The organism is Caproicibacterium sp. BJN0003 (genome assembly GCF_026314295.1).
Classification (GTDB): Bacteria; Bacillota; Clostridia; order Oscillospirales; family Acutalibacteraceae; genus Caproicibacterium.
Window position 1 is genome coordinate 1,445,961 of record NZ_CP111108.1, and the last position, 17,165, is coordinate 1,463,125.

Annotated in this window: 7 protein-coding genes; 2 read left to right on the top strand and 5 right to left on the bottom strand. The window is 43.1% G+C overall.

The window, feature by feature from the left end:
* Positions 1 to 159 precede the first annotated feature (159 nt).
* From OP489_RS07230 to OP489_RS07245, 4 genes are all read right to left on the bottom strand, one after another.
* Positions 160 to 8,139 (bottom strand): YDG domain-containing protein, encoded by a 7,980-nt coding sequence (locus tag OP489_RS07230; protein WP_266161265.1) that lies wholly within the window; start codon positions 8,137 to 8,139, stop codon positions 160 to 162.
* A gap of 427 nt (positions 8,140 to 8,566) precedes the next feature.
* Complete coding sequence (locus OP489_RS07235) at positions 8,567 to 9,295, bottom strand: glutamate synthase (protein WP_266163498.1); 729 nt, start codon at positions 9,293 to 9,295, stop codon at positions 8,567 to 8,569.
* A 17-nt stretch (positions 9,296 to 9,312) separates the two neighbouring features.
* The gene (locus OP489_RS07240; protein WP_266161266.1) at positions 9,313 to 10,818 is read right to left on the bottom strand and encodes a glutamate synthase-related protein; all 1,506 of its coding nucleotides are present in this window, start codon (positions 10,816 to 10,818) and stop codon (positions 9,313 to 9,315) included.
* A complete protein-coding gene (locus OP489_RS07245; RefSeq protein WP_266161267.1) occupies positions 10,818 to 11,912 on the bottom strand; it encodes a class II glutamine amidotransferase in 1,095 nt (364 codons plus the stop codon). Before OP489_RS07245 ends, OP489_RS07240 begins: the two co-directional genes overlap by 1 nt.
* 504 nt (positions 11,913 to 12,416) lie before the next feature.
* Between OP489_RS07245 and OP489_RS07250 the strand changes: the two genes are divergently transcribed.
* The gene (locus OP489_RS07250) at positions 12,417 to 14,516 is read left to right on the top strand and encodes a glutamine synthetase III (protein WP_266161269.1); all 2,100 of its coding nucleotides are present in this window, start codon (positions 12,417 to 12,419) and stop codon (positions 14,514 to 14,516) included.
* A 120-nt stretch (positions 14,517 to 14,636) separates the two neighbouring features.
* The gene (locus tag OP489_RS07255) at positions 14,637 to 16,409 is read left to right on the top strand and encodes an ammonium transporter (RefSeq protein ID WP_266161271.1); all 1,773 of its coding nucleotides are present in this window, start codon (positions 14,637 to 14,639) and stop codon (positions 16,407 to 16,409) included.
* Positions 16,410 to 16,514: 105 nt separating this feature from the next.
* Here the strand turns inward: OP489_RS07255 and lepB are convergent, their stop codons facing one another.
* Positions 16,515 to 17,042, bottom strand: coding sequence for a signal peptidase I (lepB, locus tag OP489_RS07260; protein WP_180340495.1), 528 nt, complete (start codon positions 17,040 to 17,042; stop codon positions 16,515 to 16,517).
* Positions 17,043 to 17,165: the final 123 nt, after the last annotated feature.

Genomic DNA, 17,165 nt, shown 5'->3' on the forward strand with positions numbered 1-17,165 from the left:
TTTGTAAATTATTTTCTTTTTTCATTATATAAAATTTATTTTAAATATGCAAGAAGACAAGTTTATTTTAAAATATATAAAAAAAGAAAGCAGCCGCTTCAGGATTCAAAGCGGCTGCTCTTCATTTTTACAAAGAATGATTTTTTGTTTTAATTGGAATTACGCATTCGCATTTCTTTTTTGGTCGTTGTCATGATCTTCTTTGTCGTATCTTTTCTTAGAAAGGATCATAATTGCGACTTGAATCACAGCAATAACTGCCATCATTACTGTCCACTGATCAAAAATAGCCATTGGATTGCTCATATTTTCTGTAAGAACAAATGCAATGATAGAACCAACTGACGGAATCAAGCTGATAAAGCGCCATACTCCATGACGTTTCACTTGGTCTTTGTTTTCCTGATCATTCTGTGTGCTTGAGGCGATATATTGGTTTTGTTCTTTCTTTCTGCTTTCTTCCTCTTTTTTCTTACGGAAGAAGAAAGTAAGCAGAAGTGCTACACTGCCAAGTACTGTCAGAATACAAAAAATCAAATTCAGAAGTGCCCAATTCTCTGTTGGTGCTGCCTTTGGAGCAGGAGAATCCTGAAGTTGTACTTTCTCCGCTTTTTGGGCAGCGGGAGGATTCTGATCAGGCACTGTTGTCGTTCCCTCTGTTACAATTTCTGGAGCCGGGGCAGGAGCTGGAGCTACCGGAGTCGCACCATTCGGCGTCGTTCCTGTCGGTATATGGTTATTGATCGTAGGTGTTGTTGGAGGAACCGTTGGTGGGGTTACGGGCGGGACTACCGGCGGAATTACCGGAGCCGCAGTAATAGTAATTGCTCCATCCGTTACTGAAAGCCGATAGTTATTGCGATAATAACTGGTCATTACCGCCCCTGTGATTGGGTCATTTTCTTTTTCATTGGTGCTGTTAGAAGCAACATTGTAGATATCATATGTCATACTGTCTGTGAGCCCCATCTGGGTTGTTCCCACATCTGTGCGTTTCACAGAAAGTGTATCCGGATTAACGGTGAATCTGTATCCTTCCAAAATTCCTGTAACATCTGCACCACTGACTGTTTGCTCTGTTCCATTATAAACGAAGCTATTCGAATGGCCAATGATTGTAATTTTTGTAGGAGTGATCTTTGCAGGTGCCTTCAAGGTAAGCGTTTCCGGCAACTGATAATTTTTCGCTGCAGCTCCACTGAGGTTAAGGTGAGTCGCTTCTACCTCTTTCGCAGCATCAACATTTGCACTGTTAAACAAAACATCTCCAGCAGCCGCAGTCAGCTGATCCTGATTTGGCAGGTCTTTTACCGTAATTGTATATTGGGGAGCTGTTCTGTTTCCATCATAAACTTTATCCGAAGCTTTGAACTTAAAATTTTCTTCAGTGATCTGATAAGGATAAATTGTTAAAGTGCTGTCCTGTGTACTGATTTGATAGTTTCCGGGGACTGCAGAACTGCCGGTAAGGGCTACATGAATTCCATAAGTCTGCGCGTCTTCTCCCGGATCACGGCTGAGAGAATATTCCAGTGTCTCACCAGGAATCGTTCCGGTGACAGTCGCTGTTAATTCCGGATCGGAATCTCCGTAAGTCTTTGTTTTGGAATCTGCACTTACTGCAGCCTTAGCTGGAGTGATCTTTGCTTTTGCTGTAATGTTATCAATTGACAGCTGATAATTAGAAGAAGCATCCCCTATCAATTTTAGCCCTGCTGCTGTTACATCTTTATCTACAACATTACCGCCATCATAAGAAACGTCTTTGTCAGAAAACTTCACACTTTGGGCTTCGACCTGAACTTTTTCCCCATCAACCGTCTTAACGGTTAATGTATACTTCGGTTCCTCATCACTGCCATCATAAATCTTATTTTCTGCCTGCAAACTGATATCTGCAGCAGTAAGCAATTTTGCTTCGATTGAAAGGGTTCCAGGAACATATTCGATCGAATAATTTTCGGTTACATCTGTCCCGTTTTCTGTAATTTTGGTGTTTTCATTCTGGAATGTTCCCTTATAAACACCCTTATCTGTTCCCTTTGCAGAATAGGAATACCCGCTCAGGGTCTGACCGGAAACAAGCGGTGTTTCATCAGAAATTTTTGCAGTCGTAATGGACTGTTCACTTCCAGAATAAACTTTGCTCTCCGTCTCTCCAACAATCGTAGCCGAACGTTTGCTGATTACAACGGGATTTTTTATCACCGTCAGCGTATAGTTTTCGCTTTGCGCTCCCGTCAAAGTCGGATTGGATGCAAACGAAACTTCTTTTGCAGTTTCAGACGCATCTGCTGCAACGTTCCCTGTAATCGGTACATTGCTTAACGCTACATCATCATTTCCGATTTTAACCTCATCCAGATTATGAGAGGCAGTGACTTCCACTACATTAGTACCATCATAGGGACGATCAATTGGAGTCAACGTCAATGTGACTTCCAGTTTTGTAATGATTCCTTTTGCAGCAACTGGATTTAAAATATAATTTCCAAGCTCATTCTTTTTAAGGGTAATCACTGCATTTGCATCTTTATCGGTGCCGGCATTCGGATCCACAAAAGTAAGAGAATCAAGTGACGCTGTTACTTCATTATCAAGGATTCCGTCGACGCTTACGATTTTGCCATCTGCATCAGTGGTGCCATCATATGGTTTTGAATCCACATTCACCGTTATGGTGACCGGACGCGGATTAATTGTCGCTGTAATCGATGCTTTATTCAGTGGATTTCCATTTTCGTCCAGAAGTTCATAATTGCCTGCCGAAGAACCACCCAGCTTGATATTGGTAACATTGACTGTTTTATCTGTGCCCTGGTTTTTATCCGCAAAAGCGAAATCTGCTGTCACCGAAATTTTTGAGATGTCAGCCATTCCACCGGCCTTATCGGAATCAAGAAGGTTCATTGTATTAAAAGCTATGACTCCGTCAGCATTTACCGTGCTGTCATAAATCTTATCTTTCGCGGACAAAACGACATCCGTTCCAAGTTTTAAAGCACGTTTTGTAATGCTGGCTTCTGTTGTTTCAACAGTTGGCTGATAATTTTTAGCATCACTGCCTATTAATCCAACTCCATGGGCGGTCACCGTTTTGTTTGTTCCCACCTGCTCATCGTCAAAAGTGGCCGTTGCTTTCTCCCAGCTGACTTCTACCTGATCATTTTGGATCAAACCATCGCACGAAGCTCCGGTAAGAGTCGCCGTTTGATTTCCATCGTATGGTTTATCAGCAGCTGTAATTGCAATAGTTACCGGTTTCGCAGTGATATTTGCGGTTGTGGTATCCTCTGCAGAAATCAGTGCAAAATCCCCTTTTGCATTATTGGCAAGAGCAATTCCTGTTACCGCAACCATCTTTCCTTCTCCGACATTTTTATCAGAGAAATTCGCTTCTGCATTCTCTGTATTAATGGTAACTCCCGCTTCATTAAGTAGCTGCTTTACTCGATCAGAAGCACTAAATTCACTGGACTCAATCGCTGCATTCGTATTTCCGTCATATTCCTTATCACTTACTTTGATATTGGCCGTTACCAAGAGAGGAGTAATATTTGCTTTTGTTGAAAGCACTTCAGGCATTACATAATTTCCAGCATCTTTTCCATCAAGAGTAATTCCTGAAATTGTAACTTCTTTATCGGTTCCAACATCAGCCGTATCAAATTGGAAACTGAGTTTTGAAAAATTAAATGCAGCATCGTCTTCTCCTATAATTCTATCCAAAACTGTGACAGCCCCAGTTGCATGCGTTGTACCATCATAAGATTTATTGTCGGCAGAAACTATTAAAGCCAGTTCTTTTGCAGTAATATTTGCCGTAGCAGACGCTGTGCCTTTAATAAAATAATTGCCGCAATCGTTTCCGGAAAGTGTAATCCCGTTCACGGCAACAGTTTTATCTGTTCCAACATTCTTATCCTCAAATTGGAAATTCCCACCGCTTACCGTAACCTGATCATTTCCGATGATCCCTTGAAGACTTCCAAAAGTCCCTTTGGCATTGGTACTTCCGTCATAAACTTTATCTTCTGCGTAGGCGCTGACCGAAAGCTCCTTTGGATCAATCACACCAGTTCCACTTACAGAAAGTGTATAATTTTTGGCGCTATCTCCGCTCAGCTCCACTCCTTCGATGGTCAAAGCTTTATTGGAACCAGCATTCTGATTATCGAATACTGCTGTAACATGGTCGGTGTTATACTGAATCTCATCTCCACTAACCGCTCCGGTCACGATCATCTTGCTCAAAAAGTCTTTTGCTTCTGCGGTTCCGTCATAAGTCTTTCTTGCCGTAAAGGTTCCTGTCAAAGGCTTTGGATTAATCGTCACAGCCGCACTGCCAATCACAGGTGCGTAATTTGGATCACTGCTCTTAGCTTCCACATAAACGGTTACAGAACCAACGTCTTTCTGCACAATTGGATCAGACTGCCATGTTGTTCCGTCCGTACTATAGAAAATCTCATCAGTAGCTCCGGAAACAGGTGTGATTTCATAAGTGACACCATGCTCATTTCCGTCATACGTGAAGGTTCCTCCGGTAACTGTTAGGTTGCGCTGTGCCTGATCGACCGTAAGGGTTCCGCTTTCATACTGGAAATTATAATCATTTGCTTTTCCACCAGAAGGCATCAATGTATGTGATCCAGACACTGTTGGTTTTATAACGGTCGGTGCAGTGTATTCCAATGCTGTAGAAGCCGTTTCATGATTAACGAATCCAGAAACCACAACATCCGTCTGCGGATCATAACTTTCGAGATCAGCATAGTTGATCGTTTTTCCATGGTAAGCTGCAGTCAAAACAGCCGGATTGATGGTTACAGTTGCAGAGCCATAATAAGCTGTGTAATGGTCTTTAGTCACCTGATAACTGACCGCATAAGATTCCACACCCTCTGCGGAATTTCTTTTTACGTGAGTAAAAGAGGGGCTCTGCGTGAGTGTGTAGTTCCCGTTTTCGTCCATATACCGAACATCGGCGCCCTCAGCATCTCCGGAAAGCGCCACTGCGATTCCATAAGCGTGACCATCATAAGTTTTTACTACATTAGGAGCACTTACTCCGGCATTCATATTTCCATTATGGGAAAACACTGCATAATAAGTAGTATTGCCGGTTACTTTTGCGCTCGTCATTTCATCGACGGTCACCTTTTGACCGTTCTGATTCTGCCATTCTACAAAATAACATTCATTGTTGGGCAGCGTAGTCGGAATATCATCAGATTTAAGTGAATTCTGATAATCAACGGTTGCACTTGACTTATCAAGGCTTCCATAAGTTTCGCTTCCCGATTTTACTGCAAAATTCACGGTATACTGGTCAATTGCTCTACTGCAGTAGACATCGACATTATTAGAGGGCATCGTAACAACCATTCCAAACCAACCGCTGAAATGATATCCTTCTTCTGCCGGCATCGGCTCCGCTGTAACAGACTGCCCGACCTTATAACTGTCGGTCTTATAAATTTCACCGTCAACGCTATTATAGTGATAAGTAATGGTATAGCTTCTAAGATCGAATTTTACGTACTGTACTCCTCCTGAAATAGTCTGCGGATTGTTGGCATTTGGAGTATACTCTTTTTCGTCATATGCAACTGTTGGAATCTTTTCTGGGGCAGATTGAAGCTGGTTTCCAATCAGCGTTTTAAACGTTGTATAGCTGCCGTCCAGATTTTCCATCTGATAGTAAACGGAATAGAGTTCCATTTTGTCATAGACAAACGTATATTCATGATTTTCTTTTGTAAGGACTGCAGAAGTATCCTGAACCTGATACCCCCCAATTGCCTGATAAAAAACGACCATAGAAGCAGCACTAGAAGTACCGGTGGTATCTGCTGCGATCTGAGTCCCCGAAGTATCCTTATAATGAATCGTATAGCTCCAGTTATCCAGCTTTTTATAGGCTAGTTTAATTTCAATCTGATCACGATTCAAAACCACGCTGGTACTCGTAACGACAGGCTGATATCCATCAATTGCTTTTGCAGAAACCGTAACCGTGCTGTTCGGCTGACCGCTGCCGGTATCGGAAGGAGCGATCTCTTTTGTAGGGTCGTCTGCATCTACATATTTAATAGTATAGGTATCAGTCGTATTGGTGCTGTAATTTGCCCGAAGCGTTGTATCTTCTATAATCTGAGTTGAAAAGCTAAAAGGTACTCCATTTCTGGTCCAGCCTTTAAACGTATCCGTTCCGCGAATTGGATCTTCCGGTTTTTGGGCTGTTCCGCCGGCTGTAAAAGTTTGAGAATCAATTTGGGTTCCGCCCAGGGTGTCAAAAGTAACCGTTACTTGTTTAGGCACCCATTTTGCATATAAAAGCAAATCTTTTGCCGGCATGGTTTTTCCTTCAAATGTATAAGCATCTCCGGCTAAGGCTTCATTGTCATACCAGCCTGCAAAGTACAGAGTCCTCCCATTTTCTGTTTTCGTGGTTATTCCAACCTGGTAATTTTGAGGTGCCTGATTGGAGATATCCTGCTCATATGGGATACTGGTTACATCACCGACCGCTGGCCCTCCATTGGTAATAAACTCAAGGTCATAAGAATTGCGCGTGTAGTAAATATAGTAGTCATCCGAATCCCCATAACGATTAGAGTTATAAGTAAAGCCCGGAAGATCAATAAAGTCTTCATTTGTAAAATTCCAATCGCTATCTCTTTTCACTTCAAAAGGATCATGAATTTGATGATCCGTTCCATACTCATAATAATAAATAGTGCTCGAGCCATCCGATTTTTGCCCATATACCGTCAAACCGCCTTCCGGCATTGTGGGGGCTGCTGTATAAAAAGTATCTCCATGTTTGGAAGTATACCAAAGATAATCACTATTTTGGGCACTCGCTTCATCCCACCATTTTTGAAGGGACTGCTGATATTTGATATCGGTATGGGTATAAACAGCCTGCCAGCTACCACTCCACCAACTGTTCTTATAAATTTCAAAAGTGAGTGTATAGGTCTTGCGCTGATAATAAACATTCCGGATCGTCGTTCCTTCGCCTGAAACAGTCACTGCGCTCTCATCTGTTTTTTCCTGATTTAATTCGAACCCAGGTTCATTAAGAGCATCATAATCCGCATCCGTTCCTGTTAAGCCGCTGCGTTCTACCTTACTGTCATAAGAATATCCGTCGTCATCGGCATTTTCTTTCCAATAAACTACCGTATACTTAACTTCGGTAGCTTTCCATTTACTGGTCAAGGTAATATCCTGCGCCGGCATCGTCGAATAGGATTCATTCCATCCATCGAACTCATAACCGGTCTTTGTAGGATTTTGAGGTTGAGCAATCGCCTGTCCGTAACGGTAAATAACCGGATCAATATAACTGCCGCCATCCGTATCATAGCTTAAAGTATATTGATTACGATCATAGAAAATTTCAACAATTGTACTTCCGTCCGGAGCAATCGAAGTCTGCGTTACAGACTGAGGGGTAAATCCTTCGACTGTTTTCGCTTTCGCATCAGTCTGATTGCCAGCCTCTCCCGAAAGCGTTTGCGTCAAGCTGTCATTCACAATATAATCTGTTCCTTCTTCATTCTGAAACAGATGCTTTACAGTATAAGTCTGCATCCCTGACGTATAGGTGACTTTTTCTGTTACATTTGCTGCAATGCTGCTCACATTCAAACTAACAGCAGCTCTGTCCGGCGTAAATCCGGTAATAGCAGGAGATTTTACATTTGCAGTAAAATCCTTTCCCTGTTCAACTTCCGCCACATAAGAGGGAGAGGCCATTGTACCATCGCCAAAAACATAATTAATGGTAACTTTATATTTAGCGAGTACACGATATTGTGCATGAATTTTCAAATTTTCAGTGATATTGGAAAAAGATTGATCCCAACCGGTAAAGCAATAGCCATCTTTTCCAGATACCCGCGGCTCTAGTGCAGTTCCTCCTTTTTCAATCTGCTGAGAGGAAATCAACTGACTCTCAGCTTCATCTGCATAAAACTCCACCGTATAATATGTTGGGTCTTTTGCTTTTCTGAAGAAGTTGCAGACGAGGATGCCGATTGTGCAGTATCCTGTGCAAAAGCGGTCATCGGTGCCATCGTAGCGATCATGCCCACCGTCAGCGCAAGACTTACGATACGGTTCCATAAATTTCTGCCTTTTTTCATTGAATATGTACCTCCTACTCCCATCTTTGTCAGAATATGAAAGATATTTAAAAAGGATTCTACAAATTTAATTTTTTGTAATATTGTTTGTACAATCTCCCAAATTATAGCAAAACTTGTTTTAATTCTCCAAATATTTAAAATACAGTATTTTACTACTAATTTTGAGATTTAGTATAATTCTGTTTGGTCACAAAACGGTCACAAAATAAAGATTTAAATAGTTTAGATATCAAGAAAAATACAATTGAAGATTACTTTTACAGAGACTGTAAATTACGTTCTTAAAATTTCTCTCTAAAAAGCAAAAGCCCCTTTAGAGCTGCTGTTTAGTTAACGAAACTGCTAACTTAACATCAACCACTAAAGGGGTTTTATGATTTATCTATTGATTGAACCCGTTGTAATTAATTATTTTGTGTATAAAGCGCTTTATAAGGGTTTGCGGTATTTGGCGTCAAAACATAGAAATTGGCATCCAAAATTCCTTTGAGATCCGCCTTAAATAAGTTACAATACTCCTCCAAAAGGGGTTTTACTTCTTTTAGATCCTGCTCATTAGCCTTTTTGCTGCACACCTGCGGGGGCAGGTCAAAGGGAAGTTCATCCATACGGAGAAACATTTTTCCTCCATGCATGCCGGTCCCGCAAAACCTGCCAACTAATGGATAATGGTACGGATTATGGATTCCAAGGACCACAATCACACCGCCGGCCTGATATTCTCCAAGAAAGCTCCCTGCACAGCCACCGACCACCAGCTTTGGAATTTTATCCTGATATGCTTTCATATGAATGCCGGCACGGTAACCGATACTGCTTTCCACAAAAATCTTTCCGCCGCGCATAGCATAACCGGTAGCATCTCCGGCGCTGCCATGAATCACAACTTCGCCATCATTCATCGTATCTCCGGTAGCATCCTGCGCATTGCCGTCTACCACGATCGTCGCACCATTTAAATAAGCGGCCAGTGCATTTCCGGGAGTTCCATGGAGCACCACATGCTTTGCAGAAAGCCCCGCTCCAACATAACGCTGCCCCAAACAATGATTAACCTCTACATCGGGATCCGCCGCAGAACGAATCAATTCATTCAGTGTCCGAAAATGCATTTGTTTTGCTTCTAACTTCATCAATGCTTTTCTCCTCCTTATTCACCGGCATGCTTAACGCCTAAGATTTCCAGTTCCTTTTCATTAAGACCGATTCCTCGAAGCATCAATCGATTGCCGCGAAGCGCTTCTACAGAATTAATGCCCATGCCGCCCATCATTTCCATCAGCTCATGATTCCAACCGTTTACAAGATTTACAAGCCGTCTGCTGGCTTCATCCGGGTCCAGACGCTTTACCAAATCCGGCCGCTGGGTCGCAATCCCCCAATTACATTTGCCGATCTGGCAAGTACGGCAGAGGTGGCAGCCCATCGCCAAAAGTGCCGCTGTTGCAATATAAACAGCATCCGCTCCAAGAGCAATGGCTTTCACAACATCTGCAGAGCTGTGAATAGACCCGGAAACGATTAGAGAAATGTTGCCGCGGATTCCTTCCTCCCTTAGGCGACGATCGACCGCCGCAAGCGCAAGTTCAATTGGAATCCCCACGTTATCACGAATTCTGGTAGGCGCCGCACCGGTCCCGGCACGAAAACCATCGATTGCAATAATATCCGCTCCACTTCTTGCAATTCCGCTGGCGATTGCCGCAACATTATGTACTGCCGCAATCTTTACAATGATCGGCTTTTTATATTCGGTCGCTTCTTTTAAAGAGTAAACTAGCTGCCGCAAATCCTCAATCGAATAAATATCGTGATGCGGAGCGGGAGAAATCGCATCGGTCCCCATTGGAATCATCCTAGTACGGGAGACATCTTCTACAATTTTACTGCCGGTCAAATGTCCGCCGATTCCAGGTTTTGCGCCCTGCCCCATCTTAATTTCAATTGCTGCGCCGGCTTTCAAATAATCCGGGTGAACTCCAAACCGTGCAGATGCCACCTGAACAATTGTATTGGCACCATACTGATAAAGATCCTCATGAAGTCCTCCTTCTCCTGTATTATAGAAGGTTCCGAGCTCCTGCGCAGCCTTCGCCAGCGCCTCATGTGCATTGTAACTGATCGCACCATAACTCATGGCACCAAAAAGAATCGGCATATTTAATTTTAGCTGCGGGGTGGTCTCCGTGCAGATAGAGCCATTTTTATTGCGAACAATTTTCGATGCTTTTTTACCCAAATAGGTCCGCGTTTCCATCGGCTCTCTGAGCGGATCAATCGAAGGATTCGTTACCTGAGAAGCATTGATAAGCAGCTTATCCCAATAATTCGGATAATCATTTGGAGTCCCCATTCCGGAAAGCAACATACCGCCACTTTCGGCCTGACGATAGATTTCTGTCATCGCTCTCTGAGACCAGTTATGATTCTCTTTAAATGCCGCATCGTTTTTAATAATTTTTAGGGCTCTGGTCGGACAAACTGCCACACATCTCTGGCAGTTAACACATTTCATTTCATCACTCATCATCAAATGATGCTCTTGATCAAAAGAATGCACTTCATTCGCACACTGCTCCTCGCAAAGACGACATCCAATACAGCGCGCTTCATTTCGCACAATTTCATAAGCTGGAAGCTCATAATTGATATTCATCAGCACTCTACCCCCTCATTCAAATGGAAAATCAGTGGTTCACCACCGCGGGGTGCCCAAATCCGATCAAGGTTCGGTTGAATCTTGCGGATTGCACTTTCCTCGCTGGCAATATAGACGGTCTCATCTTTTTCTGCTGCTACAAGCGACCGCAGCTTTAACCGATCATTGAGCGCCATCAATCCGCCGGAAAAGCCTACAAGAATTGAAAAGGGTCCTGTAATCAAAAGGCTTGCAAAGGTATTTCGCAAATAAGCGAGCTGACTTCTCTCAGGCTCCGGCCGATGTTCGATTGTTCCCCAAAACGGTGCTGCAATCACACTGGCAACTTCCTGCATTGTAAGTCCCTGTCTGCGGTTAAGGTAATCAATGATATAGGTGATGACCTCCGTATCAGTGAGAAGATTACATTTATAGCCATACATTTCAATATAGCGTCGATTCGCATCGTAGGAAGAAATTTCCCCATTATGAACAATACTGTAGTCGAGCAGTGCAAACGGATGCGCTCCTCCCCACCAGCCAGGCGTATTGGTCGGATAACGTCCGTGTGCCGTCCAGCAATATCCGGAATATTCATCCAAGCGATAAAACTCGCCTACGTCTTCCGGATATCCAACCGCTTTGAAAACGCCCATATTTTTTCCGGAAGAAAAAACATATTCTCCGGGGATCTGGGTATTAATCCTCATGACACAACGCATTACATATTCGCGTTCATCCAACTGGCTTTCCCTTAAACGAGTTGGCAGAGGATTTACAAAATATCGCCAGATCAGCGGCTCATTCGTAATTCTTGGATGACGTCGAATCGGAATCTTTGACAAATTCACCAAATCAAAGTGATGGTCTAAAAAGTGCTCACATTCTTCTTTGGCCTTTTGGCTGTCGTAAAACACGTGGAATGCGTAACTATCCTTATTTTCCGGATAAATTCCATATCCTGCAAATCCACCGCCTAATCCATTGCTCCGGTCATGCATTAAAGCAATCGAATCAATCATCTTTCCTCCGCTGATTCTACGCCCATCTTTACAAAAGATTCCAGAAATCGCACAACCGGCCGGGATCCGCACCTGACCTTCTTTTTCCATGTTGTTTCCTCCTCGACCGTTACAATTTTAAGTTTTCAAAAGCAAACGGTCTTTATTTTTTCTCTTGAATAAGAAAATTTTGAAATGACGTTCTAAAATAAAGTTTTTATGCAAAACGCCTTGTTTGTTGTAGTTGCTATTATAGAGCGCTTCGTTTTAAAAGGTCAAGGCCTTTTTTAGAAAATTTGAATTTTTATATTTTAAACTTGCATTAAAAAGTTAAAATGTTTATATTTGATGTGTCAAAGCACACAAACTTGAATTTATTAAGCAAATATATTTCATTGATTTCACTTATTTTTAGATTTTCGCAAAAAAGCATTGACATCTGAGCCCCCCTGGTTTATAATTCAAAGCATAACAGCAAAGGCGCTGCGGGTTTTTCCCGCAGCGCCTTTTTTTATGTTTATCTCCGCTGTTTAAGTGCAAGATCATAAGTTTTATCTTGCTATCCTTTTAATTTGTCAAACCGTTTCTTATGATTAAAATCAGGAGGTAAGAACGATGTCAACAAAATGTATTCCCGAATTATTTGGAAAATTGGTGTTCAACGATACCATTATGAAAGCACGTTTGCCCCATACCACTTATAAGGCACTGCGGAAAACGATTGAAGACGGCAAGCCATTGGATATCTCCATTGCTGACCCGGTTGCCAATGCAATGAAAGACTGGGCGGTAGAAAACGGTTGTACCCATTTTACCCATTGGTTCCAGCCGATGACCGGCATCACTGCCGAAAAGCACGATAGCTTTATCAGCCCAGAGGCAAACGGAAAAGTCGTCATGGAATTCTCCGGAAAAGAGTTGGTCCGTGGCGAGCCGGATGCAAGTTCCTTCCCTTCCGGCGGTCTGCGCGCAACTTTTGAAGCTCGCGGCTACACTGCATGGGATCCTACCAGCTGTGCCTTTATCAAAGGCAATACCCTCTGCATTCCTACCATTTTCTGCAGCTATACAGGAGAAGCACTGGATAAGAAAACCCCTCTGCTGCGTTCCACCGAAGCTCTCAACAAACAAGCAATGCGTATTTTGAAGCTCTTTGGAAACGAAGATGTCACAAGCACTAAAACGACTGTCGGCCCCGAGCAGGAGTATTTTCTGGTCGATCGTGACATGTATAACCAGCGGGAAGATATGGTCTTAACCGGACGTACCCTTTTTGGTGCAATGCCTCCCCGTGGCCAGGAGATGGAAGATCACTATTTCGGCGCAATCAAACCTCGAGTCGCTGATTTTATGAACGATTTAAACGAAGAGCTGTGGAAACTCGGCATTCTCGCGAAAACGGAACATAATGAAGTAGCCCCTTCACAGCACGAGATGGCTCCTATTTTCACAGATACCAATACAGCAACGGATCACAATCAGCTGACAATGGAAATCATGAAAAAAGTTGCAGAAAAGCATAATCTTTATTGCCTGCTTCATGAAAAGCCATTCGATGGCGTGAACGGTTCCGGTAAACACAATAACTGGTCTATGTCCACCAATACCGGTGTCAACCTTTTGGAGCCCGGCGACTCTCCTATGGAAAATGCACAGTTTTTGCTCTTCCTTGCCGCAGTCATCAAAGCGGTAGACGAATATCAGGATCTTCTGAGAATCTCCGTTGCAACTCCTGGGAATGATCACCGTTTAGGAGCAAACGAAGCACCACCGGCTGTTGTGTCCATGTTCCTGGGCGATGAACTGACAGAAATTCTGGAAAGTATTGAATCCGGCAAACCGTACAATCCTAAAAATAAAGAAAGCATGGAAGTCGGCGTTACCGTTCTTCCGCATTTCCCCAAAGACTCTACCGACCGGAACCGTACTTCTCCCTTTGCTTTCACCGGCAATAAATTTGAATTCCGTATGCTTGGTTCTTCCCTATCTGTCTCTGGTCCAAACGTTGTTCTGAACACCGCAGTTGCTGAAGAGCTGGAAGAATTTGCAGATGTTTTGGAAAAAGCCTCTGACTTCAAAAAATCCTTGCACAAACTGATTAAAACCGTCATTAAAGAGCATAAACGCATTATCTTTAACGGAGACGGTTATAACGATGCTTGGCTGGAAGAAGCCAAAAAACGTGGCCTGCTGAATCTGCCTACAACAATGGATGCGCTTCCGTATTTTGTTGCCGATAAAAACATCAAGCTCTTTACAAAACATAAAGTCTTAACTGAAACAGAAATTCATTCTCGTTATGAAATTCTGGTCGAAAACTATAGCAAAACGCTCAATATTGAAGCTCTAACAATGATGGATATGACTTCTAAACAGATCCTTCCTGCTGTTTCCGCCTATGCAGACAGCATCAGCCTTTCCGCTATGCACAAAAAAGCGGTTAACAGCGCGCTTAAATGCACCATGGAAAGCTCTCTGTTGGAAAAGTTGTCCGATTTGACTGACAAAACTTATGAAGAATTGTCCGCTTTGGGCAACGCCGTTGAAAAGGCAAGCTCTAAAAAAACAAATAAAGCAACTTCTGACGCTTACTGCAAAGAGGTTCTGCCTGCTATGACATCTTTACGTGAGAGTGTTGACAAATTAGAAACCCTCACTTCGAAAAAATACTGGCCGTTCCCGACTTACAGCGATCTGCTGTTCTACCCGGACTAATAATCCATTAAAACTTAATGCGCACAAAGGGGTGTGTCTGATCGAAATTGCGGATTCGGTCAGGCGCACCTCCTTTTTATATTCCCCTTTCGCACACTTAAATAGAGGAGGTAAAATTTTATGGATGGTAATACAACTGCAATTTTTTCTGCTGTAAACACCACCTGGGTACTTGTCGGAGCAGCACTGGTCTTCTTTATGCAGGCTGGGTTTGCAATGGTTGAAACCGGCTTTACCCGCGCAAAAAACGCCGGCAACATCATTATGAAAAACATGATGGATTTTTGTATCGGCACCCCCATTTATTGGCTCTTAGGTTTTGGCGTTATGTTTGGCGGAATTGCCGCCAGCGGAGATGTCAATCCAATTCTGGGATGGTTTGATCCCATGATCGCATCAAATTCCTATTCTCTACCCGCTGGAGTGGACAAATGGTCTTATGTAATCTTTCAGACCGTATTTTGTGCTACTTCTGCAACAATCGTTTCCGGTGCTATGGCAGAACGAACAAAATTTATTTCGTACTGCATTTACTCTGCCTGTATCAGTGCTTTCATCTATCCCATTTCAGGGCACTGGATTTGGGGCGGCGGCTGGCTGGCCCAGCTCGGATTTCATGATTTTGCCGGTTCCACTGCTGTTCACATGGTCGGTGGCATCTGTGCTCTGATCGGCGCAAAAATTCTCGGACCCCGTATCGGCAAATACGACAAAGATGGAAAACCAAAAGCAATTCTTGGTCACAGTCTGACCCTTGGCGCTCTTGGCTGCTTTATTCTTTGGTTCTGCTGGTTCGGATTTAACGGTGCTTCCACAGTAGGAATGCTCAGTGCTGACGGCAATATACTTTCTGCTGACCCGGCAGTTTCTGCTGGTCATATCTTCATGACAACAAATTTGGCTGCCGCTGTGGCTACCTGCACTGTCATGATCATTACCTGGGTTCGTTATAAAAAACCTGATATTTCGATGACACTGAACGGCTGCCTAGCCGGTTTAGTTGCAATCACCGCAGGCTGTGATTTAGTCGATCCTTTTGGCGCTGCTATGATCGGTCTGATTGCCGGATTTGTCGTGGTTTTTGGCATTGAATTTATTGACAAAAATCTAAAGATTGATGATCCGGTCGGCGCAGTTGGCGTCCATTGTCTGTGCGGTGCAAGCGGTACTATCCTCACTGGCCTTTTCGCAACGAAAAAAGGACTGCTCTATGGCGGCGGCGCAGAATTTCTTGGCATCCAGCTCCTCGGCGTAATTTCTGTAGCAATTTTTGTTTCTATCATGATTACCATTGTGTTCCAAATTCTCAACCATACCATTGGACTGCGCTGCAGTAAAGAAGAAGAGCTCCGTGGTCTCGATATCACCGAGCACGGCATTGCTTCTTCCTATGCAGACTTTATGCCGATTGCTCCAACCGTTCTGGATGGAATCAGCAATGGTGACTTTTCTGTTGATACCGCGTTTAACTCTTCTGTCGAACATGCCTTCTCTGTAGTGCACATGCCTGCTCCCAAAATTTCCAGCAGACCGGGAGCTAAAATGACAAAAGTCACAATCATTTTTAATGAAGAAAAAGTAGAAGACATGAAAAATGCCATGAACTGTCTTGGCGTGATGGGCATGACCTTCACAAAAGTTATGGGATGCGGTACACAAAAAGGCCATGCAGAATTTTACCGCGGTGTAAGAATTGAGGATGTCGCTCTCCATCCAAAGGTACAGCTTGATATCATCGTCTCCGCCGTTCCGGTAGACACGGTGATCGAAACTGCCAAAAAGACACTCTATACAGGCCACATCGGTGACGGCAAGATCTTCGTTTACAACGTTGAAAATGTCGTAAAGGTTCGTACCGGCGAAACCGGATATGACGCTCTGCAGGGCGACTAAACATAATTATAAGAGAAAATCTTTTGAATCAATCTCCTCCTGATAAAGGAAAGGCCCAGGTGAATTCCACCTGGGCCTTTCCCTATCTTTACAGATACTATTTAATTATGAAACTGAGCCAAATCGATCAAACGGGAAAAACCGAAATACAGCTTTTCCAATAATTGCTGAAGTGTCTAAAGGTCCGATCATGCGGCTGTCAGCTGAATTATTTCGATTATCGCCCATCAAAAAGATCTTACCTTCAGGAACGGTCATTTGGACATTATATCCGCTCCATACCGCTTCTTTGACATAGGGTTCATTAAGCTGTTCCCCGTTGACCGTAACTGTACCGTTTCGAACGGTAATCTGATCCCCCGGAAGTGCAATCACTCTCTTAATGAGGTTCTCATTGAGCGGGTTTTTGTTGTTGCACACGATAACATCTCCACGCTGTGGTTTATAATTGAGCTCCCAAAGAATGACCATATCATTATTATAAAAAGTATTTTCCATACTTCTTCCATCTACTCTGCTTGGTCTTGCTATAAATTGGCAAAATAATAATGTAATAACAACCGTCAGCACAATCGTGCGCAACCAGCTGAAAAATTCCTTTTTAAGCCCATCATTTTTTTCTTGTTGTTCCATCTAATTCCCCCTTCTTCATTTAGGGATAAGAATTATTATACCATGATTTAAAAGCTTCTTCAAGAAGTGCATCATTTTAATTCTGGTGGTTTATAACTGAATTTTTTTGAAATAAAGCGGTAA